This window comes from Pseudomonas sp. SBB6 (genome assembly GCF_024213215.1).
Classification (GTDB): domain Bacteria; phylum Pseudomonadota; class Gammaproteobacteria; order Pseudomonadales; family Pseudomonadaceae; genus Aquipseudomonas; species Aquipseudomonas donghuensis.
Window position 1 is genome coordinate 410,569 of sequence record NZ_JANAVH010000002.1, and the last position, 24,667, is coordinate 435,235.

The window sequence follows — 24,667 nt, forward strand, 5'->3', positions numbered from 1 at the left end:
TTGGTAGACTATGGCACCTTTGTTTTTGATACGGATCCTGGCGAGGTGGTACATCGTACCCACGATCCATCAAAAAACGCCCAGCTAATGGTACAAAACACGTAACCGAAAATGCCCCTAGAATCAGCCACAACCCCAGTAATCCCGCGCCCTGAGCCGTCTCGCCGCTTCAGCGTTGCGCCGATGATGGACTGGACCGACCGCCACTGCCGGTTCTTCCTGCGCCTGCTCTCCAGCAACGCCCTGCTCTACACCGAAATGGTCACCACCGGCGCGCTGCTGCACGGTGATGCCGAGCGTTTCCTGCGCCATGACGAGGCCGAGCATCCGTTGGCCCTGCAATTGGGCGGCAGCGTGCCGGCTGATCTGGCCGCGTGCGCCAAGCTGGCCGAGGCCGCAGGCTATGACGAGGTCAACCTCAACGTCGGCTGCCCGAGCGATCGGGTGCAGAACAACATGATCGGCGCCTGCCTGATGGGCCATCCGGCGCTGGTCGGCGATTGCGTGAAGGCGATGCAGGATGCAGTGCAGATTCCAGTGACGGTCAAGCACCGCATTGGTATCAACGGTCGCGACAGCTATGCCGAGCTGTGCGATTTCGTCGGCCAGGTGCGCGACGCCGGTTGCCGCAGTTTTACCGTGCATGCACGGATCGCGATTCTCGAAGGCCTGTCGCCAAAGGAGAACCGCGAGATTCCACCGCTGCGTTACGACGTCGCTGCGCAGTTGAAAGCGGATTTTCCCGACCTGGAGCTGGTGCTCAACGGCGGTATCAAGACCCTGGCCGAATGTCAGGAACACTTGAAGATTTTCGACGGGGTGATGCTCGGCCGCGAGGCCTATCACAACCCGTACCTGCTGGCCGAGGTCGATCAGCAGCTGTTCGGCAGCACCGCGCCGGTGATCAGCCGCAGTGCGGCGCTGGCCAAATTGCGCCCTTACATTGCCGCGCACCTGGCATCCGGAGGCGCCATGCACCACATCACCCGGCACATTCTCGGCCTTGGCCAGGGCTTCCCGGGGGCGCGCAAGTTCCGCCAGTTGCTGTCAGTGGACATCCACAAGAGCAAGGACCCGCTGGCCCTGCTCGACCAGGCCGGCGAGCTGCTGCAGGGGCGTTAGTTCAGGAACCTGTGGCCGGTTCGGCACTCGAAGGCTTATCCCCTTCGCCCCGCTTGCCAGCCAGCCCTTGAGCGGCTGGCGGCGCTCGGGTAATGTCGAGCCATTGCACAGGACAGAGCACGCCCATGACTTCCAAGCTGGAACAACTCAAGCAGTTCACCACCGTGGTTGCCGACACTGGTGACATCGATGCCATCAGCCGCCTGAAACCGGTCGATGCCACCACCAACCCTTCCCTGCTGCTCAAGGCCGCCGCCATGCCCGGTTATGCCGAGCTGCTCAAGCAATCGGTCGAGCACAGCAAGGGCGATGTCGGCCTTGCCTGTGACGCCTTTGCCGTGGCGGTTGGCGCCGGCATTCTGAAGGTGATTCCGGGGCGTATCTCTACCGAGGTCGACGCCCGCCTGTCCTTCGACCAACCGGCGCTGCTGGCCAAGGCCCGGCAACTGATCGCGCTGTACGACAAGGCCGGTATCGGCCGCGACCGGGTGCTGATCAAGCTGGCCTCGACCTGGGAAGGCATCCGCGCCGCCGAGGTGCTGGAGAAGGAAGGCATCCAGACCAACCTGACCCTGCTGTTCTCCTTCGCCCAGGCCCAGGCCTGTGCCGACGCCGGAGTGTTTTTGATTTCGCCGTTCGTGGGGCGCATCTACGACTGGTACAAGAAGTCCACCGGCAAGGACTACGTCGGCGCCGAAGACCCGGGCGTGCAGTCGGTAACGCGCATTTACGACTACTACAAAACCAATGACTACAAGACCGTGGTCATGGGCGCGAGCTTTCGCAATATCGGCCAGATCGAACAACTGGCCGGCTGTGACCGGCTGACCATCAGCCCGGAGCTGCTGCAGCAGTTGAGCGAGGATCAGGGCGAGTTGCCGCGTATCCTCAAGCCTGGCAAAAACGGCGAGGCGCGTCAGCACCTGAGTGAGAGCCAGTTCCGCTGGGCATCGAACGAAGATGCCATGGCAACCGAGAAGCTGGCCGAGGGGATTCGCCAGTTTGCCCGGGATCAGGAGAAGCTGGAGGCGTTGTTGGCGGCAAAGGCCTGATACAAATCTGGGTTTGCCAGTGAGGGGTGCAGCGTAGAGCATCTTATCGGCCTTCAGGGCCTCATTGCGGGTCAAGCCCGCTCCCACCCATCAAGTGGGAGCGGGCTTGACCCGCGATGCTTTCGACTTTGCTTTCAGAGATGTTGATGTCTGAATCTTCCGAATTACCCGCAGTACTGGCCGGCCCGTTGCTGCGCCGCCTCGAACCCACGCGGATCGTGTTCTGGCTGGTAGCCTCCGAGCCGCTGCAAGCCGAGCTGCAACTGAGCTGCGCAGGCGTTAGCGCCGATATCGACTGCACGGTTGTCCCGATCGGTCGCCACGCCTTTGTCCACCTGCTCGACATCAACCTCGACAGCCCGCTGCCGTGCGACGCGCAGATCGACTACGACCTGCTCCTCAACACCCAAGGCATCGCCCAGTACGCCCCGCACCTGCTCTACCCAGGCGCGCAACGGCCGAACTTCGTCCTGCGCTCGCACCTTGAGCAACTGCTCCACGGCTCATGCCGCAAACCCCATCACCCGGCAGCAGACGGCCTGCTGTGCGCCGACCGCCTGCTGCTGGAACACCCCGCGCCACTGCAGCGCCCTGCCCTGCTGATGATGAGCGGCGACCAGGTTTACGCCGACGATGTCGCTGGCCCGATGCTGCGCGCCATTCATGCGCTGATCGAGCGCCTGGGGCTGTTTGGCGAGCACCTGCAAGGTGCGGTAGTCAATGACAGCGCCGCGCTCTACCGGCACCCGGCCAGCTATTACCACCGCGCAGACTTGCTGCCGGCACTGGAGAGCAACGAAACCCTGCGCGAGCGTTTTTTTGGTGGCACGCGCAAACCGATCTTCACCAGCAGCAACGCCGACAACCACCTGGTGACCTTCGCCGAAGTCATGGCCATGTACCTGTTGGTCTGGTCGCCGGTACCCTGGAGCCTGATCGAGCCACAGATGCCGGCGGGCCTCACCACCGAGCGCCAGGCGCGCTACCGCCAGGAACAACAGCTGATCAACGGCTTTGCCAGCGGCCTGGGCGGGGTTGCGCGGGTATTGGCACACTTGCCGAGCCTGATGATCTTCGACGACCACGACATCACCGATGACTGGAACCTGTCGGCACAATGGGAAGAAACCGCCTACGGCCATCCGTTCTCCAAGCGTATCATCGGCAACGCCCTGCTCGGTTACATGCTCTGCCAGGGCTGGGGCAACAACCCTGAGGCGTTCAGCGGGCTGCTGGAGCACTGCCAGGCTTGCAGCCACAGCGCCGATGCCGATGACTACCTCGACACGCCGCTGCAGGACACGCTGATCAACGAATTGCTGCGCTTTCAGGGCTGGCAGTTCGTCCTGCCGAGCAGCCCGGCGCTGCTGGTGCTGGACACCCGCACCCGGCGCTGGCGCAGTGAAAGCAACTTCAAGCGTCCCTCCGGCCTGCTCGACTGGGAAGCCCTCAGCGAGCTGCAACAAGCGCTGCTCGACCATCCTTCGGCGATCATCGTCTCGCCGGCGCCGATCTTCGGCGTCAAGCTGATCGAAACCGTGCAGCGGGTGTTCAGTTGGCTGGGTTATCCGCTGCTGGTGGATGCCGAGAACTGGATGGCCCATCGCGGTGCCGCGCAAGTCATCCTCAATATCTTCCGCCACTCGCGCACGCCGGGGCATTACGTGATCCTCTCCGGTGACGTGCACTATTCGTTCGTCTACGAGGTGCAGATCCGCCATCGTCAGCGCGCCCCGCACCTGTGGCAGATCACCAGCAGCGGCATCAAGAACCAGTTTCCCAAGCGCCTGCTGGATACCTTCGACCGGCTCAACCGCTGGCTGTACTCGCCACGCTCACCGCTCAACTGGTTTACCAAGCGTCGGCAAATGCAGGTGATCCCGCGTACACCCGCCCACAGCAAGGCCGGCGAGCGGCTGTGGAACAGCGCGGGCCTGGGCCAGGTGTTTTTCAACGAACAGGGGCAGCCGGCGCAGATTTTTCAGCTCAATGCCGATGGCAGCGAGGCGACTGAGTTTCCACCACGGGAAGCTGACTTGAAAGAGGTTTGACCGGCGCCAGAACGGCGCCCGGGTCGACGGTCAGGTACGTTCGAGGGCGTTGACCAGGTCGTGGAAGGCTTCGCGGTTGGAGTCGTTCAGGCCCATGAGGATCTTGTGCGCCTCGAGCACCTTGGAGCGCACCACGTCTTCGTTCTGGTCCTGGGACGGCAGGTCGGTCAGGCACTCCGGGCACGGGATCGGCCGGTCAACGATGTTGAACACCTGGTCAAAACCCATCGACTGCAGCAAGCGGGTGATATCGGCATGGGTGGTGACCACCGTTGGCAGCAACCCGACTTTTTGCCGCGACAGGATCGAGAGCTTGGCCAGCAAGCCCAGGGTGGTGCTGTCGATGCTGTTGGTTTCCGTCAGATCGATGACGATCGCCGAGAAATTCAGCGCCGTGAAGATTTTTTCAATCGTCGCATCCAGCGCCGAACATAAGGTCAGGCGCACTTCACCGACAAACTTCAGCACGAAGGTGCCATTCTGCTCGGCGAACTGGATTCTACCCGTACTCATTGAAGGTTCCTGCTCAACACCAATAGGGCGATATCATCCGGCATCTCCCCAAGCGTAGCTAATCCGAATCGTTGGCGCAGCCCATCCAGACTACCGCCCGCGGCCTTGATGATTTCAGGCAGGGCCGCCTCTTTATCTTTGAGTGTCTCACCCGGCAAAAGGTCCAGAATGCCATCAGATAGCAGGGTCAGGCTGAACTGCGGCGGCAACTCCAGGATATGGTCCTGGTAGACAGCCTCCTCGAACAACCCCACCGGCAATCCACGGCCTTCCAGGTAACGGCTCTGGCCCGGGGTGTAAAGCACTGGCAACGGCAGGTGACCGCCGATGCTGTAGGTCATGATACCCGTATCTTCGTCGATTACGCCGCCGACCATGGTCACATGCTTGCCCAGCTTGCAGTTGATCAGGCCCCGGTTGATGTGCCCGAGCACCTCGGAGGGCTTGAAGTCGCGCAACGTGCCGCCGCGCTTGAATTCGAACAGCAAACGGGTAGTCATGAACTTCAGCAGCACGGTGACGAAGGCTGACGAGGCGCCATGCCCGGAAACGTCTGCCAGGTAGAACGCGATCCGCCTGTCATCGACGCGGAAATAGTCGGCAAAGTCGCCCGACAGGTACAGCGACGGAATGATCTGGTGCTCGAACGACAGGTCGTCGGCCACCCAGGGGCTTTCCGGCAGCATGTTCATCTGCACCTGACGCCCTGCGGTCTGGTCCTCCTGCAGCAGGTGCAGGCTGGCCTCCAGTTCGCGGTTGGCGGTTTCGAGCTTTTCCCGGTAGCGCTGGTTTTCCAGCACCAGCCGTGCGCGATCCAGTGCCCGGCGCACCGAATGCTCGAGTACGGCGAGGTCTTCCAGCGGCTTGATCAGGTAGTCGGCCGCGCCCAGGCGCAGGGCCTCGACGGCGTCATTCATCACCCCGGCGCCCGATACCACGATCACCGGTAACTCCGGCGCGCGCTCGGTCACCTGGCGAATCAGCTCCAGGCCGCCCATTTGCGGCATGCGCAGATCGCAGATCACAAGATCAGGGTGTTCCTGTTCGAAGACCTGTAGGCCCTGCTGGCCATTGCTTGCCTGCAGGACGCTGAAACCGCTGTCTTCCAGGTAGGCGGCAAGACTCGCACGTACGACGTCGTCGTCATCGATTATCAGCAGCGTTGCACTGGTTTTCTGCATGTGGGCAAACGGCGCCAGGAATAGGTTGGGCGTAGGTGAGCGGGGCCCACGTACTGGATTCACTTCGAGCTACTCTTCTATGAGTTGTAGGACATCAAAACCTGTCCGGCAAATAGCAGAGGTGCCTTGTAAGGCGCAGACGGTACTCCCATCCGCCGGGCGTTTCAAGGGCACACCGATGGTCGCCGATGCTCTTTACAGCTGAAAGCACCGGGAGTTATAAAAACCCCTCCAACCGCAACGCAATGGAAGGATGCAGACATGAGTTCAGTGCACACGGACTACAGCGAGAAGCGCGATTTCATTCGCATGCGGGTGGATGCAGATGTCAGCCTGATCCACGCGGATCAAGTCATCGCTGCCGTCTGCCTGGACCTCTCCAGCAGCGGCATGCAGGTCCAGGCGCCACGCCCGTTCAAGGTCGGCGATAGGCTCGAGGTGCGTATCGACTCCGAGCACCAGGCGCTGAAGGGCCTGGAAGCAAGCACCGAGGTGGTGTGGATCGCCGACCAGCCTGGCGGCGAACAGAAGCTTGGCCTGCGCATCCTCAACATGAAATAAATGCAGACACAAAAAAGGCGACCCGAAGGTCGCCTTTTGTTTGCCTATGCGGATCAGAAGTCGTCGACGACTTCGCCATCCTTGACCTTGAATTCGCGATTCTGCAGATAAGCATTGCGAATGAAGATGTATTTGTCGCCCTTGATCAGCTTTTCTGCCGACAGCAGGCTGGCGCGGGTATCGACCACATCGACGGCCATGGCGGTGTTGCGGGTCGGCACATGGTCGATGTAGCGGTAGGGTTCGGTGTAGGTGTCCGGGTACTTGGCGATGGCATCACGCACAGTGCTTGGGCCGAGCAACGGCAGCATCACGTACGGGCCACTGCCTACACCCCAGTAGCCGAGGGTCTGACCGAAGTCTTCATCGTTGCGCTGCAGGCCCATCTTGGTGCCGACATCGAAGAAGCCGCCGATGCCGAAGGTGGTGTTGACGATCAACCGTGCGGTGTCGACGCCGGCCGCGTGCGGCTTGAACTGCAGGACGTTGTTGGCCAGGTTGGTGACGTCGCCCAGGTTACGGAACATGTTGTGGATGCCGTCTTCGAGGAACTGCGGGGTGACCGCCTGGTAACCCTGCGCCAGCGGCTTGAGGGCATAGGTGTCGACCGTGTCGTTGAAGCGGAAAATCGGCCGGTTGATGCTTTCCCATGGATCTTCTTCGGTCGCCGCCTGGGCCGCGACTACAGGTGCCAACAGCACGCCGGCACAGACACAGGCCCGGGTCATCCGATCGATCAGGCCGATCCTACGCATAGAGTTACTCCTCGAACTGGGGCAGACGCTGCGCGTCCTACGCCGAAAAATGAAGCAAGTATAAGGCCTCTGCTGCCGTTAAGCAGCTTGGCATAAACAGCGCCGCAAAAAAGTGAATAACTGTGTATCGGCAGCGTCACCAAAAGGTAACAACCCAAGCGTAGCCTGCAAGGTATTTCAGGGACCTTGCCATGCCAGACTCCCCCGCCATCACGGCCCTGCTGTTCGGCTTGCGCGGCTGCCTTGTCGAAGTGAACCCGGGCGCCGATGCCCGCACTCCCTGCCCGACTCCCGGCGCGCTGCCCACCCTTGACTGGCTGTATCAACAAAAGGTTCCTTGCGCCTGGCTCGATGAGCTCCCGGCCGCCGAGGGCAACCATCTGGCGCGCCCCCTGCCCGCCTGGCTCAATGGCTACCCCGGCGGCAACACACCCTGGCCTGCGCCAGATGCCTGCTGGCAGGCGCTGATGCACCTGCAGGCGGGTAAACTCGAGGGTTGCGTGCTGGTCAGTGACGAACCGCGCCTGCTGCAATCGGGCCTCAATGCCGGGCTGTGGACCATCGGCCTGGCGTCCTGCGGGCCCAGCAGCCAGTGGCAAGCCCTCTGCCCGCAGGAGCAGGAACGCAAGCGTGGCCAGGCCACCTTGCAGTTGTTTGCCCTGGGCGTGCACTCAGTGATCGACCACCTTGAAGCCCTGGCCGATTGCCTGGCGGATATCGGCCAACGCCGGCGCAAAGGCGAAAAACCCTGAAACAGCGCCATTGATCAGGGTCATGCAAAGCGCTGGCCGGTGGATTACTCTAGTAGACAGGGCATGGACCTTTCACCCGCTGCCGGGGTCCATGACTGTGCCTATTCATAGAGGGAGAACACCCATGCCTGCCCGCGAACTGCAACAGCAACTCAACGAGCTGCGCGAGCAACTGGAGCAAAACCCGCCACTTTCAGAAGTAGAGCGCGAACACCTGCATGAACTGATGCAGCAAATCGAGGCCAAGCTCGAACTGGAAGCCGCAAGCCCTGACAACGATCTGATCGATAGCGTCAACCTGGCTGTGGAAACCTTCGAAGCCAACCACCCCAGCTTGACCGGCATCCTGCGCAGGCTTGCCGTAAGCTTGCACAGCATGGGCATCTAAGCCCAGCTGAATAAAAAAGCCCCGTCATCGAACGGGGCTTTTTCGTTACTGGCGAACCAGTCGCAGGTTCGCCAGGGTCACCTGCCCGGTGCTGCGGTACGGGTTGATATCCAGCCCGCCGCGGCGCACGTAACGGGCATAGACCGTCAGGTGCTCAGGGTTGAGCAGGCGCTTGAGGTCCAGGTAAATACGCTCGACGCACTGCTCATGAAAGTCGGCATGCTGGCGGAAGCTGATCAGGTAGGTCAGCAGGCTGGCGTGATCCAGCGCCGCGCCACGGTAATGCACCGCCACACTGCCCCAATCCGGCTGACCGGTAACCGGGCAGTTGGACTTGAGTAAATGGCTGTGCAGGGTTTCTTCGACAACGTGGCTGCTGTCGCAACGCAGCAGCTCCGGTTGCGGCTGCTCATAGTTGCTGATGCTGACATCCAGCTCATCGATGCACACCCCCGGCAAGCCGACCACACCCTGCCCTTCGACCTCGGCCAGGCTACGGATCTGCACGCCCACCGGCTTGCCGGCGGCGGCGGAGAGGTCCTTGACCAGGCACGCCTGCAACGCCGCTGGCGACTCGAACACGGTCTGGTTCAGCGAGTTGAGGTACAACTTGAAGGACTTCGACTCGATGATGTTCGGCGAATCGGCCGGGATGGCGAACTCGCCAATGGCCACCACCGGCTTGCCCGACGGCAGCAACCAGGACAGCTCGAAGCAGTTCCAGAAGTCGACACCCAGCCATGGCAGGGTCTCGGCGCTGACGCCCAGCTCGGCCCATTTCGCCGCCCGCGGAATCGGGAAAAGCAGCGAAGGTGTGTAGGTGGCGACGTATTCGCTGGATTTACCCAGCGGAGAATGTTCGGCGGCAGGATGCATGGCTAAAACCTGTAGGAGCAAATGCGCCTAGTTTATCGGTTTTAGGCCATGCATTGGGTAATCGGCTGTTATTGGCCGATGGTCAGCCTGCCGACCATGCCCGCCTGGTAGTGACCGGGTACGTTGCAGGCGAACTCGATCGGCGTCGATTGACTGAATGTCCAGGTCAGCTCTGCGGTCTTGCCAGGTTCGACCATCACCGTATTCGGGTCGTCATGCTGCATGGCTGCGCCATGCTCCATGCCACCGTGGCCCATGGCCGAATGGTCCATCTGGCCCTGCATGGCGAGCATTTCTTTCTGGTGCTTGGCGTGCATCACGGCATCGCCCAAGCTGAACTCGTGCGCCACTGCGCCCTTGTTGATCAGCACGAAGCGCACCGTTTCCCCGGCCTTGACCGCCAGGCTGCGCGGCGCGTAGTACATGTCGCCCATCACCACTTCGACGGTGCGGGTAGCCTTTGCTGCTGCAGCCGGCTGACCAAAAGCATAGGAATGTGCCGGGGAAGCCAGCGCTGGCACGCTGAACAGCGCCAGGGCGCCGACGATAAGAAGGTGTTTCATTCAAGCCCACTCCAGGGTTGCGACGATTCAGGCTTCACTGTAGAAAACCGCCGCTGGCAGTCACCTGACAAAAAGATTACAACTTTGTCAGCTTGGCCACCCGACACACCCGGCGCGGTATAACCCTCCGGCAATCCACGCTAATAGAGCCTGCCGATGAAACTGTTGATCGTCGAAGACCAGACCAAGACCGGCCAGTACCTGTGCCAGGGCCTCAGTGAAGCAGGCTTCGCCACCGAGCTTGCCAGCGACGGCAATACCGGCCAGCACCTGGCCCTGACTGGCGACTATGACCTGCTGATCCTCGATGTCATGCTGCCCGGCCGCGATGGCTGGCAGATCCTTCAAGCCGTGCGCGCCGCCGGCCTGGATATCCCGGTGCTGTTCCTCACCGCTCGTGACGCGGTGGAAGACCGCGTGCATGGCCTGGAACTGGGCGCCGACGATTACCTGGTCAAGCCTTTCGCCTTCTCCGAACTGCTGGCACGGGTGCGCAGCCTGCTGCGCCGCGGCAGCAGCCCGGCGCAGGAAACCACCCTGGGCCTGGCCGACCTGCGCCTGGACCTGATCCGGCGCCGGGTCGAACGTGCCGGCCAGCGCATCGACCTGACCGCCAAGGAATTCGCCCTGCTCGAATTACTGTTGCGCCGCCAGGGTGAAGTCCTGCCCAAGTCGCTGATTGCCTCGCAGGTGTGGGACATGAACTTTGACAGCGACACCAACGTCATCGAAGTGGCGATCCGCCGCCTGCGCCTGAAGATCGACGACGCCCATGACAACAAGCTGATCCATACCGTGCGCGGCATGGGTTATGTGCTTGAAGAGCGCAGCGCCTGATGCGCCGCCTGTCCCTTGGCAGCCGCCTGGCGCTGTTGTTTGCCGCCTGCACTGCGGTGGTCTCGCTGACCGCCGGCATCCTTTTCAGCCGTGCCAGCGAAACCCATTTCATCGAACTTGACCAGCAATTGCTCAACAGTCGCCTGTCGTTGTTGCGCCAGATGCTCGAGGGCGCGGATGACCCGGCCAGCCTCGCCCCGCGCCTGCCTGCCCTGCAGACCGAACTCAGCCACCAGGCAGACCTTGCCGTGCGTATTCGTGGCAGTGACGGGCGCATCTGGTTCGACAGTCAGCCAGGCCTGCCCGATTCACCGCAGCGGGTCGGGCTCAGCACCTTGCACACCAGCGCCAGTGACTACCGTAGCCTGTGCGTCAACCTGAACAACGGCAAAGCCCAGCTGACGCTGTTTCTCGACATCACCCACCACCAGCACTTTCTTCAGCGCATGCAGCAGCTGATCTGGCTTACCGTCGGCCTCTCGGCGCTGGCTACCGCACTGCTCGGCGCCTGGGCTGCGCGCAGCGGGTTGCGGCCGTTGCGGCAGATGGGGGAAGTGGCCTCCGGGGTGTCGGCGCGGTCGCTGACCACGCGCCTGCCGGAGGGGCAGATGCCGGTGGAGCTGGCGGAACTGGCGCAGACCGTCAACGCCATGCTCGAACGCCTGGACGATGCCTTCCAGCGCCTCTCGGCGTTCTCCGCCGATATTGCCCACGAACTGCGCACGCCGCTGTCCAACCTGCTGACCCACACCCAGGTGACCCTGACCCGGCCACGCAGCCTGGACGAATACCGCGAAGCGCTGCACAGCAACCTTGAAGAGCTGCAGTGGATGGCGCAACTGGTCAACGACATGCTTTACCTGGCCAAGGCCGACCACGGCCTGCTGATGCCCAGCCGCCAACAGTTGGCGCTTGAGGAGGAAGCCGATGCCTTGCTCGAGTACTACGCCCCGTTGGCCGAGGACGCCGACGTGAGGTTGAGCCGCGAGGGGCAGGCGCCGCTGGCAGGTGACCGGCATATGTTGCGCCGGGCGCTGTCCAATCTACTGGACAATGCCTTGCGCTTTACTCCGGCCGGTGGCGAGATTCGCGTCACGCTTGAACAACGGGAAGGTCTGGTGCGGCTACAGGTGGCCAACCGTGGCGAGCCGATTGACCCGGCGCTGCTGCCGAAGTTGTTTGACCGCTTCTACCGGGCGGATCCGGCGCGGCGCGAAGGCAGCAGTGAGCATGCGGGATTGGGACTGGCGATTACCCGCTCGATCGTGCAGGCGCACGGGGGGAGTATTCGTGGGGAGTCGGCTGGGGGCTGGACCAGATTTGTGGTCGACTTGCCGACAGTGTAGCCCTCATCGCCGGCAAGGCCGGCTCCCACAAAGGCCCTGCCTACATCAGACCCTGTGGGAGCCGGCCTTGCCGGCGATCGGCCGCAGCGCGGCCGTAACGGCCATCACTCGTAACGCAAGGCGTACGCCGGCTCCACCTGCGATGCCCGCCACGCCGGGTACAGCGTCGCCAGGAAGCTCATGATCAAGCCGGCACTGCAGATCAGCGCCACGTCGCCCCACTGCAGCTCCGACGGCAAGGTGCTGATGAAGTACACGTCCGAGGTGAAGATATGCTGGCCGCTGACCCGCTCCAGCCAGCCGACGATCTGGCTGACGTTCAGCGCCGCGATCACCCCGAGCACGCCGCCAATCAAGGTACCGACGATACCGATCAGGCTGCCCTGGACCATGAAGGTGCCCATGATCTGCGCCGGCGTCGCGCCGATGGTGCGCAAGATGGCGATGTCGGCGCCCTTGTCGTTGACCACCATGATCAGCGTGGCAATGATGTTGAACGCCGCCACGGCGATGATCAGCAGCAGCAACAGGCCAATCATGGTCTTTTCCATCTTCATGGCGCTGAACAGGCTGCCCTGGGTATGGGTCCAGTCATCGGCGCGGAACTGCTCGCCAAGGCTCGCGGTAATCGCCTTGGACACCTGCGGCGCAGCGTACAGGTCCTTGACCTTGAGGCGCACGCCCTGCACCTGGTTCGGCGCCCAGCGCTGCATCTGCGCGGCGTCGGCCATGTGCATCAGGCCCAGCGAGCCATCCAGCTCGGCGCCCACCTTGAATACCCCGACCACGTTCAGGCGCTGCATGCGCGGGGTGATGCCACCTGGCGCGCTGCTGACTTCCGGCACGATCAGGGTCAGCTTGTCGCCGACGTTGAGGCGAAAACGCCGCGCGGTGATTTCGCCGATGACCACGCCGAACTCGCCCGGCTTGAGGTCTTCGAGGCGACCCTGAACGATATGCTGGGCCACGATCGAGACCTTGCCCTCCTCGGCCGGGTCGATGCCGCTGACCTGGATCGGCTGCATCGAGCCCTTGTAGGACAACATGCCTTCCATCTCGGTCAGCGGTGCGGCGGCGATCACTTCAGGGTTCTTCAAGGCTTCGGCCGCCACTGGCCGCCAGTCATCCAGCGGCTGGGCACCGAGCACGCTGGCATGCGGCACCATGCCAAGGATGCGCGAACTCATTTCGCGTTGAAAGCCGTTCATCACCGACAGCACCACGATCATCGCCAGCACGCCCAGGGACAGGCCGATCATCGAGGTCATGGAGATGAACGAGATGAAATGGTTGCGGCGCTTGGCGCGGGTGTAGCGCGCGCCGATGAAAATAGACAAGGGTCTGAACATGAACGAAAGCACCCGGGTAAAGAAAAGGAACCAGGTACCCGCCTAACGGTGGCGGGCACGTTGCGCGGGCAATCAGATCGGTACCAGGTGCCCGTCATCCAGGCGCAGCACTCGGTCCATCTGGCGCGCCAGGTTGAGATCGTGGGTCACCACCAGGAAGGCTGTCTGCGAGGCGCTGCTCAGCTCCTGCATGAGGTCCTGGATGCCCTGGGCGGTGTGATGGTCGAGGTTGCCGGTCGGCTCGTCGAGCATGACCAGTCCCGGCCGGTTGACCAGGGCCCGGGCGATGGCCACGCGCTGGCGCTCGCCACCGGACAGCTCGGCCGGCTTGTGGCTCAGGCGGTGCCCCAGGCCCACGCGCTTGAGCAGCGCCTGGGCACGTTCACGTGCTTCGGGAATGGCGGTGCGGCCGATCAGCAACGGCATGCACACGTTCTCCAGCGCAGTGAACTCCGGCAGCAGGTGGTGGAACTGGTAGACAAAGCCCAGGGCGCGGTTGCGCAGCAGGCCACGGGCGCGTTCGCCCAGCGCCGAGAGCTCTTCGCCGGCCAGCCAGACGCTGCCTTCGGAAGGCGTGTCGAGGCCGCCGAGCAGGTTGAGCAAGGTACTCTTGCCCGAACCTGAACTACCGACGATCGCCACCCGCTCGCCCGGGTGCAGCTCCAGCTGCAAACCGGACAACACCTGGACCTTCTCCGGGCCTTCCTCGTAGGACTTGCCCAGGTTGCGGCAACTCAGCACTGCTTTATCACTCATGCCCAACTCACTCATAACGTAGCGCCTCCGCAGGCTGGGTGCGTGCCGCACGCCAGGCCGGATACAGGGTGGCGAGGAAACTCAGGACCAATGCCGCACCGCAGACCATCCACACGTCCTCGGCCATGATCTGCGAGGGCAGGTAGTCGATGAAATAGACGTCGGCATTGAGGAACTTGTGCCCGATCAGGGTCTCGATGCCGGCGATCGCGGCGCTGACATTGAGCGCGGCGAAGATGCCCACCAGCGCGCCGATCAGGGTGCCGACCACACCGATCACCGTACCCTGAACCATGAAAATGGCCATGATCTGCCCGGGCGTCGAACCCAGGGTGCGCAAGATGGCAATATCGCCCTTCTTGTCGTTGACCACCATCACCAGGGTGGAAATGATGTTGAACGCCGCCACCGCGACGATCAGCAGCAACAGCAGGCCGATCATGGCTTTTTCCATGCGGATCGCCTGGTACAGGTTGCCGTGGCTGCGGGTCCAGTCGCGGGCATAGAACTCCTGCTCGCCGAGCTTCTGGGCGATATCCCAGGCCACCCGCGGCGCCTGGAACAGGTCGTCGAACTTCAGGCGCAGGCCCTGGACCTGGTCGGCCTTCCAGCGGTGCAGGCGGGACAGGTCCGAGAGGTTGGTCAGGCCCAGGTAGCCGTCGATCTCACCGGCGCCGACATGAAAGATGCCGACCACGGTAAAGCGCTTCATGCGCGGGAACATGCCAGCCGGGGTCACGGTGACCTCGGGGGCGACGAAGGTCAGCTTGTCGCCGACGCCAACGCCCAGCTTGGTGGCCGCCTTGTCGCCGATCATGATGCCGAACTCGCCGGGGGCCAGGTCATCGAGCTTACCCTCGCGGATAAAGTCGTCGATGATCGAGACCTGGCGCTCCTGGGCCGGGTCGATGCCGTTGAGCAGCACCTTTTGCACCTTGCCGTCATGGGTCAGCAGGCCCTGCATCTGGGTGAAAGGCGCCACCGCCAGAACCTGCGGGTTCTGCTTTACTTGACTGGCAAGGGCCGGCCAGTCGTTGATCGGCTGGCCGGTTTCCAGTGTGGCGTGGGGCACCATGCCCAACACCCGGGTGCGCATCTCGTGATCGAAGCCGTTCATGACCGACAACACCACGATCATCACGACAACGCCCAGGGCGAGGCCGATCATCGAGGTCAGGGAAATGAACGAGACGAAGTGGTTGCGACGCTTGGCACGGGTATAACGCGTGCCGATGAATACGAAGAGAGGTCTGAACATGTCGGGGCTTGTTCGGATGAAAGAGGAACGTCCTTGTGGCGGGGCTTGAATAGCAGCTTTACACTCAGACCACCGCCGCTACCATGGGTTCGCCATGTCGACATTAGATGAAGAAGATCGCCGCGAATACTACCGTATCGAGGATCGGATCGCACTGGAAATTAGCCCGTTGAGCGCCGCCGAAGCGCTTGGCACGGACTTGTTGCAAGATACTTCGCCGCTGTTCAACCTGCTCAGTGAATTGCACCTGAGCGAGTTCGAGTCCCAACACCTGCTGCGCCAGCTCAGTGACAAGGACCGCACCCTGGCCGCCTTTCTCAAGGCCCAGAACAAACGCATCGACCTGCTCAGTGCCGTGGTCGCGCAGACCTTGCTCGGGCAGTTGAGCGCGCCGCAAGCGGTGGTGCTGTCCGAAGGCGGCATCGAGTTCAGCCAGGCCGAGCCGCTGGCCGCTGACACCTGCGTTGCGGTGAAGATGGTGCTGATGCCCCAGGCCCTGGGCCTGTTGCTGCGCGCCAAAGTCACCCATTGCGACCGCAACGCCGACGGCCAGTACGAGGTCGGCACCGAGTTCATCGACATCACCGATGCCCAGCGCCAGCTGCTGGCCCGCTACATCCTGCAACGCCAAGCGCAACAACGACGCCAGGCCCTGGAGCAGAACGACCCAAGCGCCTCCTGAGTTTCACTTATTTGTTGAAGGAACAGACGTGACCACGATTTACGGCCACCGCGGCGCCAAGGGCGAAGCCCCCGAAAACACCCTCGCCAGCTTCCAGCAGTGCCTCGGGCACGGCGTGCGTCGCTGCGAACTCGACCTGCACCTGTCAGCCGATAACCAGCTGATGGTGATCCATGACCCGAGCCTCAAGCGCACCACGGGCCGGCGCGGCAAAGTGGTCGAACACTTCGCGGTCGATCTTGCGACGTATGACGCACGCAAGGGCGGCCCGGGCTGGGTCTCGCCCTGCCCTATCCCGCGCCTTGAAGAACTGTTCGAGAAATGCGAATTCGAGCACTGGCAACTGGAGGTCAAGAGTGCCTCGCGCACCCGCGCCGCCACCACCGTGCTGGCAATCCGCGAAATGGCCCAGCAGTTCGGCCTGCTCGACAAGATCACCATTACCTCAAGCTCACGGGAAGTGCTGGGCGCAGCGCTTGAGCTGACACCGGATATTTCCAGGGGACTGGTCGCCGAATACGCCTGGCTCGACCCACTGAAGGTCGCCCAGAACTATGGCTGCAACTTGCTGGCGTTGAACTGGACACTGTGCACCCCCGAGCGCCTGATCAAGGCTCAGCGCCAGGGGTTGCACGTGTCGGTGTGGACAGTCAACGAGCCGGCGCTGATGCGCAGGCTCGCCGACTTCGGCGTAGACAGCCTGATTACAGACTTTCCCGGTTTGGCCAGCGCCACCCTCGAGAATCGCTGAAATCGGTCTCCCCGGCCGGCTCAGGCCACCGGCCGGAGCCGCTCAAAAAAGCCGGTTGAGGCCGTCGTAAGCCGCTACCCGATAGGCTTCGGCCATGGTCGGGTAGTTGAAGGTGGTGTTGACGAAGTACTTCAGGGTATTGCGCTCACCCGGCTGATCCATGATCGCCTGGCCGATGTGGACGATCTCCGACGCCTGGTAGCCGAAGCAATGCACGCCAAGGATTTCCAGGGTTTCGCGGTGGAACAGGATCTTCAGCATGCCTTGCGGCTCACCGGCGATCTGCGCCCGGGCCATGCTCTTGAAGAAGGCCTTGCCCACTTCATAAGGTACCTTGGCCTGGGTCAGCTCCTGCTCGTTCTTGCCGATCGAGCTGATCTCCGGAATGGTGTAGATACCGGTCGGCACATCGTTGACGAACCGCCAGCTGCCGTTGTCGACGATGCTGCCGGCAGCCGAGCGACCCTGGTCGTGGGCGGCACTGGCCAGGCTCGGCCAGCCGATCACGTCACCGGCACCGTAGATGTTCGGCACGTGGGTGCGGTAGTTCTCGTCGACTTCGATCTGACCACGGCTGTTGACCTTGATGCCAATGTTTTCCAGGCCCAGCTTGTCGGTATTGCCGGTACGGCCGTTGCACCAGAGCAAGGCGTCGGCCTTGATCTTCTTGCCGGATTTGAGGTGCAGGATCACACCGTTGTCCAGGCCTTCGACACGGTCGTACTCTTCGTTGTGGCGAACGGTGATGTTGTTGTTGCTGAAGTGGTAGCTCAGCGCCTGTGAAATTTCCGAGTCGAGGAAGCTCAGCAACTGAGCGCGGTTGTCCACCAGCTCCACCAGCACACCCAGACCACTGAAGATCGAGGCGTACTCACAGCCAATCACGCCGGCGCCGTAGACGATCAGTTTGCGCGGGGTGTGGCCGAGGCTGAGGATGGTGTCGCTATCGTAGATACGCGGGTGGTGGAAATCGATATCGGCCGGGCGATACGGGCGCGAACCGGTGGCGATGATGATGTGCTTGGCCACCAGTTTCTCGACCACGCCGTTGGCGCAGACCACTTCGATGGTCTGCTCGTCGGCGAAGCTGCCGGTGCCGAAGAACACATCGACGCGGTTGCGCGCATAGTAGCCGGTGCGCGAGGCAACCTGCTTGGAGATCACCTTCTCGGCGCTTTTCAGTACGTCAGGGAACGAGAACCAGCGCGGTTCACCAATGGCCCGGAACATTGGGTTGGTGTTGAACTGCATGATCTGGCGCACTGAGTGACGCAGGGCCTTGGACGGGATGGTGCCCAGGTGGGTGCAGTTGCCGCCGACCTGGCGACGGCTATCGACCATCGCCACCTTGCGTCCTGCTTTGGCAGCATTCATTGCCGCCCCTTCTCCTGCGGGGCCGGAACCCAGCACCACTACGTCGTAGTTGTAGACAGCCATGCGTACTCCTTCAGAACAGGCCCGCGCGCCACATCGGCGGGCGGGGCTACCTCATGCCGCCAGCGGCGCCATGAAAAAATTCGGGTGCAGTCTAATCAAGCTTGAACGCCGCGCACATTAACCCTTGGTCGCGTCGTAGGCTATTTTTCTCTGCACTACATGTCATTTACACAAACCCTGTGGGAGCCGGCCTTGCCGGTGATGGCATCAGCGCAGTGTCAGCGATTGCGCGTCGCCTGCATCGCTGGCAAGGCCAGCTCCCACAAAAACTGGTTACTGCTTGTTCACCTGGGCAAAAGCCGGCGTGCTTCGGGAGACGAAACCTTCCGCAACCCGGGTCACGAACACCGCGGCAATCCCGTGTTTGAGGGCAAACTCCCAGCCTTTCTCGGGCCCGAGGATCAACAGCAAGGTCGAGTACCCATCGGCCATCAGCGTCGAACGGTCAAATACCGTCACCGCCGCCAGGTCGTGTTTCACCGGTTTCCCAAGGCGCGCATCGAAGGTGTGTGAATAGCGCAGGCCATTCTCCTCGAAATAATTGCGATAGTCACCGGAGGTCGACACACCAAAACCGTCCACGGCCAGCACTTGCTGGGCAATCTGGCGGTCAGTCCCCGGTAGCTCCAGAGCCACTTTCCATTTGCTGCCATCAGGTTTGCGCCCGATCGCCTTGAGTTCACCGGTCGCCTCGACCAGCAAATCCGCGATGCCCAGGGCTTTTAGCCGCGCCACCAGCAGGTCCACCGCATGCCCGGCAGCAATGCTGTTGAAGTCGACTTCCACCGGTGCATCCTTGCACAGCTGCTCACCGTTTATGCGCAAATGCCCATACCCGACCCGTTGGCGCGTGGCGGCCAGGGCCTGGGCATCCGGCACTTTTTCCCTGCGTGACTGCGGGCCAAAGCCCCACAGGTCGAGCAAGGGCTCCACGGTCAGGTCAAACGCCCCGTCACTCTGCTGCGCCAGCTGCTCGCCAACCCGCACCAGCGCCAGCACATCGGCCGGCATCGACTGGCAGCTGTTGGCCGGCAGCCTGTTGAAGGCCTCGATCAGCGAGTCGCTGCGGTAGGTGGAAAATCGCTTGTCGATGCCCTCGAGAATCCGCTCCACCTCGCGCTTGACCTGCTCCGGCGCCGGCCCCTGGGGCGTGCGCACATACTGCACGGTGTAGCTGCTACCCATGGTCGGGCCACTGATGCGTTCAAGGGTATTGCCCTGCCCGCACCCGGCCAGACTCAGCAACGCGCCTGTCAACACTGCCTTGCGCATCCAACCTCCTGGAGAAATTCAGGCAAAAAAAACGGGAACCCTGAGGTTCCCGTCTTTCACGACCAAGCCAAGCTTAGCGTGGGAAAGCAGGCGGATTGACGCCAGCCATGTCTTCCATCACGCGCACTACCTGGCAGCTGTAACCGAATTCGTTGTCGTACCAGACGTACAGGACAACACGGTTTTCGTTGCAGATGGTGGCTTCGGCATCGACCACACCGGCGTGGCGGGAACCGACGAAGTCGGTGGAGACCACTTCCTGGGAGCTCACGTAGTCGATCTGCTTGTGCAGGTCCGAGTGCATGGCCATCTGGCGCAGGTACTCGTTGATCTCTTCGCGGCTGGTGGCTTTTTCCAGGTTCAGGTTGAGGATAGCCATCGACACGTTCGGCGTTGGTACGCGGATCGCGTTGCCGGTCAGCTTGCCCTTGAGCACTGGCAGTGCCTTGGCGGCTGCAGTGGCGGCACCGGTCTCGGTGATAACCATGTTCAGCGGCGCGGCACGGCCACGACGGCTGCCCTTGTGGAAGTTGTCGATCAGGTTCTGGTCGTTGGTGAACGAGTGAACGGTTTCAACGTGACCGTTGATGATACCGAACTTGTCGTTGACCGCCTTCAGCACAGGAACGATGGCGTTGGTGGTGCAGGAAGCCGCGGAGATGATCTTGTCATCGGCGCTGATTTCGCCATGGTTGATGCCGTGCACGATGTTCTTCAGCGCGCCCTTGCCAGGTGCGGTGAGGATCACGCGGGCAGCGCCCGGGCAGGCCAGGTGCTGGCCCAGGCCGTCGGCGTCGCGCCATACACCGGTGTTGTCGACGATCAGGGCATTCTCGATGCCGTACTGGGTGTAGTCGACTTCGCTCGGGTTCTTGGCGTAGATAACCTGGATCAGGTTGCCGTTGGCAGTGATGGTGTTGTTGGCTTCGTCGATGGTGATGGTGCCATCGAACGGGCCATGTACCGAGTCACGACGCAGCAGGCTGGCACGCTTGACCAGATCGTTCTCGGCGCCTTTGCGCACGACGATGGCGCGCAGACGCAGGCCGTCGCCACCACCGGTTTTCTCGATCAGGATACGCGCCAGCAGACGGCCGATACGACCGAAGCCGTAGAGGACAACGTCGGTGCCTTTGCGCGCCGAAGCGTTTTGCTGGCCAACCACGTCAGCCATTTCTTCGCGCACGAACTGCTCGGCGCTACGGCCGTTGCCTTCTTGCTTGAATTTGTTGGCCAGCTTGCCCAGGTCGACCGAAGCGGCGCCCAGTTTCAGCTCGCTCATGGCTTTGAGCAGCGGGAATGTCTCGTGTACAGACAGTTCGGTTTCGTCGGTCTGGCGATGACGGGCAAAGCGGTGCGCTTTGAGGATCGAGATCACCGAGCGGTTGATCAGGCTACGGCCATAGATCGAGCTCACCACATTGTTATTGCGGTAGAGCTGACCGATAAGCGGGATCATCGCTTCTGCAAGCGCTTCACGATCAATCCACTCACCAAGACACTGGTCGGGCTTCTGAGTCACGGGAACCTTCCACATGTAGGGACAGAAAAAAGGGGCTACATTATGACGCCCCGCAGCCCATCGGGCAATGAGCGCCTGTCGCCGACAATCCACTACATGCTTTTAGCCTGCACAAACCTGACAGCGCGGGCCTGCGCCCGGTACAATTGGCGTCTTTGTCGCAACGCTTGGAGCTCGACCTCCCGTGCCTGTTCTGCGTCTACCGCACCTGCCGGCCACTGCCGGCAAACAAACCTGGGGCAACCTGCCGGGCGCCGCCCTGAGCCTGGCGATTGCCGAAGCGGCCAGCGCCGCCAAACGCTTCACCCTGCTGCTGACCGCCGACAGCCAGAGCGCTGACCGCCTCGAGCAGGAGTTGCGTTTTTTTGCGCCCGAGCTGCCGGTACTGCCCTTCCCCGACTGGGAAACCCTGCCCTACGACCTGTTCTCGCCGCACCAGGACATCATCTCCCAGCGCATTTCCAGCCTGTACCGGCTGCCGGAGCTCGATCACGGCATTCTCGTGGTGCCGATCACCACGGCCCTGCACCGCCTGGCGCCGACGCGCTTCTTGCTCGGTAGCAGCCTGGTCCTGGACATCGGCCAGAAGCTTGATGTCGAGCAGATGCGCACGCGCCTTGAAGCCAGCGGCTACCGCTGCGTCGATACCGTGTACGAGCACGGCGAGTTCGCCGTGCGCGGCGCGCTGATCGACCTGTTCCCGATGGGCAGCAAGCTGCCGTACCGCATCGACCTGTTCGATGACGAAATCGAGACCCTGCGTACCTTCGACCCGGAAACCCAGCGCTCGATCGACAAGGTCGACTCGGTGCGGCTGCTGCCGGCCCGCGAGTTCCCGCTGCAAAAAGAGGCGGTGACGCGCTTCAAGGCACGCTTTCGCGAGCGCTTCGACGTCGACTTCCGCCGCAGCCCGATCTTCCAGGACCTCTCCAGCGGCATCACCCCGGCCGGTATCGAGTACTACCTGCCGCTGTTCTTCGAAGACACCTCGACCCTGTTCGACTACCTGCCCCAGGACACCCAGGTGTTCTCCCTGCCGGGCGTCGAACAGGCCGCCGAGCACTTCTGGAGCGATGTGCGCAACCGCTACGAGGAACGCCGCATCGACCCGGCGCGACCGTTGCTGCCGCCCGCCGAACTGTTCCTGCCGGTTGAGGACTGTTTCGCCCGGCTCAAGAGCTGGCCGCGCGTGGTGGTCAGCCAGGACGACGTCGACAGCGGCGTCGGCCGCGAGCGCTTCCCGGCCCAGGTCCTGCCCAACCTTGCCATCGAAGCCAAGGCCAACCAGCCGTTGGCAGCGCTGTCGGGTTTTCTTGAGCAGTTCTCTGGCCGCGTGCTGTTCACCGCCGAGTCGGCGGGCCGTCGCGAAGTGCTGCTGGAGCTGCTTGAACGCCTGAAACTGCGCCCGCAAACCGTCGACAGCTGGAGCGCCTTCGTTGCCGGCAAGGAGCGCCTGGCAATCACCATCGCGCCGCTGGACGAAGGCCTGCTGCTGGATGACCCGGCCATCGCCCTGGTCGCCGAGAGCCCGCTGTTCGGTCAACGGGTGATGCAGCGCCGGCGCCGCGACAAGCGCAGCGACGCCAATAACGATGCCGTCATCAAGAACCTCACCGAGCTGCGCGAAGGCGCGCCGGTGGTGCATATCGATCACGGTGTCGGCCGCTACCTGGGCCTGGCGACCCTGGAAATCGACAACCAGGCCGCCGAGTTCCTCACCCTCGAATACGCCGAGGGCGCCAAGCTCTACGTGCCGGTGGCCAACCTGCACCTGATCGCCCGCTATACCGGCAGCGACGACGCCCTGGCGCCGCTGCACCGGCTCGGCTCCGAAGCCTGGCAAAAAGCCAAGCGCAAGGCCGCCGAACAGGTGCGTGATGTCGCCGCCGAACTGCTCGACATCTATGCCCGCCGCGCCGCGCGCAAAGGCTATGCCTTTGCCGACCCGTCGGTGGATTACGCCACCTTCAGCGCCGGCTTCCCCTTCGAGGAAACCCCGGACCAGCAGAGCGCCATCGAAGCGGTGCGCGAGGACATGCTCGCGGCCAAGCCGATGGACCGCCTGGTGTGCGGCGACGTCGGCTTCGGCAAGACCGAAGTGGCCATGCGCGCAGCCTTCATTGCCGTGCACGGCGGCCGCCAGGTAGCGATCCTGGTGCCAACCACCCTGCTCGCCCAGCAGCACTACAACAGTTTTCGCGACCGCTTCGCCGACTGGCCGGTAACGGTCGAGGTGATGAGCCGCTTCAAGTCGCCCAAGGAAGTCGCCGCCGCGGTGGCGGACCTGGCCGAAGGCAAGATCGACATTGTCATCGGCACCCACAAGCTGCTGCAGGACGACGTCAAGATCAAGGACCTGGGCCTGGTGATCATCGACGAAGAGCACCGTTTCGGCGTGCGCCAGAAGGAGCAGCTCAAGGCCCTGCGCAGCGAGGTGGACATCCTCACCCTGACCGCCACGCCGATCCCGCGCACCCTGAACATGGCCGTGGCCGGCATGCGCGACCTGTCGATCATCGCCACGCCGCCGGCGCGCCGGCTGTCGGTGCGTACCTTCGTCATGGAGCAGAACAAGAGCACGGTCAAGGAAGCGCTGCTGCGTGAACTGCTGCGCGGCGGCCAGGTTTACTACTTGCACAACGATGTGAAGAGCATCGAAAAATGCGCCGCCGACCTTGCCGAACTGGTACCGGAAGCACGCATCGGCATCGGCCACGGGCAGATGCGCGAGCGCGAACTCGAACAGGTGATGAGCGACTTCTATCACAAGCGCTTCAACGTGCTGATCGCCTCGACCATCATCGAGACCGGCATCGACGTGCCCAGCGCCAACACCATCATCATCGAGCGTGCCGACAAGTTCGGCCTGGCGCAGTTGCACCAGTTGCGCGGCCGGGTCGGGCGCAGTCACCACCAGGCCTATGCCTACCTGCTCACCCCGCCGCGCCAGCAAATCACCCCGGACGCCGAAAAGCGCCTGGAAGCCATCGCCAACACCCAGGACCTGGGGGCTGGCTTTGTCCTGGCCACCAATGACCTGGAGATCCGCGGCGCTGGCGAGCTGCTCGGCGAAGGCCAGAGCGGGCAGATCCAGGCGGTCGGTTTTACCCTGTACATGGAAATGCTCGAACGCGCGGTCAAGGCCATCCGCAAGGGCGCCCAGCCAAACCTCGACCAGCCGTTGGGCGGCGGCCCGGAAATCAACCTGCGCTTGCCGGCACTGATTCCCGAGGACTACCTGCCGGATGTGCATGCGCGGCTGATCCTCTACAAGCGCATCGCCTCGGCGGTGGACGAAGACGGCCTGAAGGACCTGCAGGTAGAGATGATCGACCGCTTCGGCCTGCTGCCGGAACCGACCAAGAACCTGGTGCGCCTGACCCTGCTCAAGCTGCAGGCAGAAAAACTCGGCATCAAGAAGGTCGACGCCGGCCCCAACGGCGGCAAGATCGAATTCGAAGCCGAGACCCCGGTCGATCCGCTGGTGCTGATCAAGCTGATCCAGGGCCAGCCCAAACGCTACAAGTTCGAAGGCGCCACCCAGTTCAAGTTCCTGGTACCGATGGAGCGCCCGGAAGAACGCTTCAACAACCTTGAGGCGCTGTTCGAGCGCCTGACCCCACAATCTGCGTGAAGGAAGATC

22 protein-coding genes are annotated in these 24,667 nt (G+C 62.6%); 11 read left to right on the forward strand and 11 right to left on the reverse strand.

What is annotated here, in order from left to right:
- Positions 1-111 precede the first annotated feature (111 nt).
- From dusA to NLX68_RS05170, 3 genes are all read left to right on the forward strand, one after another.
- Positions 112-1,122 carry a tRNA dihydrouridine(20/20a) synthase DusA gene (gene dusA / locus NLX68_RS05160; RefSeq protein WP_254283117.1) on the forward strand — a complete coding sequence of 337 codons (1,011 nt, stop codon included), beginning with the start codon at positions 112-114 and terminating at the stop codon, positions 1,120-1,122.
- A gap of 125 nt (positions 1,123-1,247) precedes the next feature.
- On the forward strand, positions 1,248-2,174 hold the full coding sequence (tal, locus tag NLX68_RS05165; protein ID WP_010227059.1) for a transaldolase: 927 nt from the start codon (positions 1,248-1,250) through the stop codon (positions 2,172-2,174).
- Positions 2,175-2,320: 146 nt separating this feature from the next.
- Entirely contained in the window at positions 2,321-4,225 is a 1,905-nt protein-coding gene (locus NLX68_RS05170) for an alkaline phosphatase D family protein (protein WP_254283119.1), read from the forward strand.
- A 30-nt stretch (positions 4,226-4,255) separates the two neighbouring features.
- Here the strand turns inward: NLX68_RS05170 and rssC are convergent, their stop codons facing one another.
- Entirely contained in the window at positions 4,256-4,738 is a 483-nt protein-coding gene (rssC, locus tag NLX68_RS05175; RefSeq protein ID WP_010227140.1) for an anti-sigma factor antagonist RssC, read from the reverse strand.
- Positions 4,735-5,919, reverse strand: a complete 1,185-nt coding sequence (rssB, locus tag NLX68_RS05180) for a two-component system response regulator RssB (RefSeq protein ID WP_010227138.1) — start codon at positions 5,917-5,919, stop codon at positions 4,735-4,737. The genes rssC and rssB overlap by 4 nt, the downstream gene beginning before the upstream one ends.
- 261 nt (positions 5,920-6,180) lie before the next feature.
- Here rssB and NLX68_RS05185 point away from each other — a divergent pair, with 261 nt between their 5' ends.
- Positions 6,181-6,480: a PilZ domain-containing protein gene (locus NLX68_RS05185; protein WP_254283121.1), complete on the forward strand. Its 300-nt coding sequence runs from the start codon at positions 6,181-6,183 to the stop codon at positions 6,478-6,480.
- A 53-nt stretch (positions 6,481-6,533) separates the two neighbouring features.
- On the opposite strand, the gene NLX68_RS05190 is transcribed toward NLX68_RS05185, so the two are convergent.
- Positions 6,534-7,235: a VacJ family lipoprotein gene (locus NLX68_RS05190; protein ID WP_254283123.1), complete on the reverse strand. Its 702-nt coding sequence runs from the start codon at positions 7,233-7,235 to the stop codon at positions 6,534-6,536.
- Between the two features lie 191 nt (positions 7,236-7,426).
- Between NLX68_RS05190 and NLX68_RS05195 the strand changes: the two genes are divergently transcribed.
- Both NLX68_RS05195 and NLX68_RS05200 read left to right on the forward strand, forming a co-directional pair.
- Complete coding sequence (locus NLX68_RS05195) at positions 7,427-7,987, forward strand: phosphonoacetaldehyde phosphonohydrolase-related protein (RefSeq protein ID WP_254283126.1); 561 nt, start codon at positions 7,427-7,429, stop codon at positions 7,985-7,987.
- Positions 7,988-8,111: 124 nt separating this feature from the next.
- Positions 8,112-8,375: a DUF4404 family protein gene (locus NLX68_RS05200; protein ID WP_254283128.1), complete on the forward strand. Its 264-nt coding sequence runs from the start codon at positions 8,112-8,114 to the stop codon at positions 8,373-8,375.
- A gap of 45 nt (positions 8,376-8,420) precedes the next feature.
- On the opposite strand, the gene queF is transcribed toward NLX68_RS05200, so the two are convergent.
- On the reverse strand, positions 8,421-9,251 hold the full coding sequence (queF, locus tag NLX68_RS05205) for an NADPH-dependent 7-cyano-7-deazaguanine reductase QueF (RefSeq protein ID WP_254283130.1): 831 nt from the start codon (positions 9,249-9,251) through the stop codon (positions 8,421-8,423).
- 68 nt (positions 9,252-9,319) lie between these two features.
- On the reverse strand, positions 9,320-9,814 hold the full coding sequence (locus tag NLX68_RS05210) for a plastocyanin/azurin family copper-binding protein (protein WP_254283132.1): 495 nt from the start codon (positions 9,812-9,814) through the stop codon (positions 9,320-9,322).
- 156 nt (positions 9,815-9,970) lie between these two features.
- Between NLX68_RS05210 and NLX68_RS05215 the strand changes: the two genes are divergently transcribed.
- Complete coding sequence (locus NLX68_RS05215; RefSeq protein WP_036996402.1) at positions 9,971-10,651, forward strand: heavy metal response regulator transcription factor; 681 nt, start codon at positions 9,971-9,973, stop codon at positions 10,649-10,651.
- Positions 10,648-11,997: a heavy metal sensor histidine kinase gene (locus tag NLX68_RS05220; protein ID WP_254283318.1), complete on the forward strand. Its 1,350-nt coding sequence runs from the start codon at positions 10,648-10,650 to the stop codon at positions 11,995-11,997. The genes NLX68_RS05215 and NLX68_RS05220 overlap by 4 nt, the downstream gene beginning before the upstream one ends.
- A 104-nt stretch (positions 11,998-12,101) precedes the next feature.
- On the opposite strand, the gene NLX68_RS05225 is transcribed toward NLX68_RS05220, so the two are convergent.
- From NLX68_RS05225 to NLX68_RS05235, 3 genes are all read right to left on the reverse strand, one after another.
- Positions 12,102-13,346, reverse strand: coding sequence for a lipoprotein-releasing ABC transporter permease subunit (locus NLX68_RS05225; protein ID WP_254283134.1), 1,245 nt, complete (start codon positions 13,344-13,346; stop codon positions 12,102-12,104).
- A 72-nt stretch (positions 13,347-13,418) separates the two neighbouring features.
- Positions 13,419-14,102 carry a lipoprotein-releasing ABC transporter ATP-binding protein LolD gene (gene lolD, locus NLX68_RS05230; protein WP_174242301.1) on the reverse strand — a complete coding sequence of 228 codons (684 nt, stop codon included), beginning with the start codon at positions 14,100-14,102 and terminating at the stop codon, positions 13,419-13,421.
- Between the two features lie 7 nt (positions 14,103-14,109).
- On the reverse strand, positions 14,110-15,360 hold the full coding sequence (locus tag NLX68_RS05235) for a lipoprotein-releasing ABC transporter permease subunit (RefSeq protein ID WP_036996404.1): 1,251 nt from the start codon (positions 15,358-15,360) through the stop codon (positions 14,110-14,112).
- 94 nt (positions 15,361-15,454) lie between these two features.
- On the opposite strand from NLX68_RS05235, the gene NLX68_RS05240 reads away from it, so the two are divergent.
- Both NLX68_RS05240 and NLX68_RS05245 read left to right on the forward strand, forming a co-directional pair.
- Positions 15,455-16,042, forward strand: coding sequence for a PilZ domain-containing protein (locus tag NLX68_RS05240; RefSeq protein WP_254283135.1), 588 nt, complete (start codon positions 15,455-15,457; stop codon positions 16,040-16,042).
- Positions 16,043-16,070: 28 nt separating this feature from the next.
- Positions 16,071-16,793 carry a glycerophosphodiester phosphodiesterase gene (locus NLX68_RS05245; protein ID WP_254283136.1) on the forward strand — a complete coding sequence of 241 codons (723 nt, stop codon included), beginning with the start codon at positions 16,071-16,073 and terminating at the stop codon, positions 16,791-16,793.
- Positions 16,794-16,835: 42 nt separating this feature from the next.
- Here NLX68_RS05245 and sthA read toward each other — a convergent pair whose 3' ends face one another.
- From sthA to NLX68_RS05260, 3 genes are all read right to left on the reverse strand, one after another.
- Positions 16,836-18,230: a Si-specific NAD(P)(+) transhydrogenase gene (gene sthA, locus NLX68_RS05250; protein ID WP_010226951.1), complete on the reverse strand. Its 1,395-nt coding sequence runs from the start codon at positions 18,228-18,230 to the stop codon at positions 16,836-16,838.
- A gap of 273 nt (positions 18,231-18,503) precedes the next feature.
- Positions 18,504-19,502 (reverse strand): FAD:protein FMN transferase, encoded by a 999-nt coding sequence (locus NLX68_RS05255; RefSeq protein ID WP_254283137.1) that lies wholly within the window; start codon positions 19,500-19,502, stop codon positions 18,504-18,506.
- 73 nt (positions 19,503-19,575) lie between these two features.
- Positions 19,576-21,039, reverse strand: coding sequence for a glyceraldehyde-3-phosphate dehydrogenase (locus NLX68_RS05260; RefSeq protein WP_010226956.1), 1,464 nt, complete (start codon positions 21,037-21,039; stop codon positions 19,576-19,578).
- Between the two features lie 169 nt (positions 21,040-21,208).
- Here NLX68_RS05260 and mfd point away from each other — a divergent pair, with 169 nt between their 5' ends.
- Positions 21,209-24,658: a transcription-repair coupling factor gene (mfd, locus tag NLX68_RS05265; RefSeq protein ID WP_254283138.1), complete on the forward strand. Its 3,450-nt coding sequence runs from the start codon at positions 21,209-21,211 to the stop codon at positions 24,656-24,658.
- Positions 24,659-24,667: the final 9 nt, after the last annotated feature.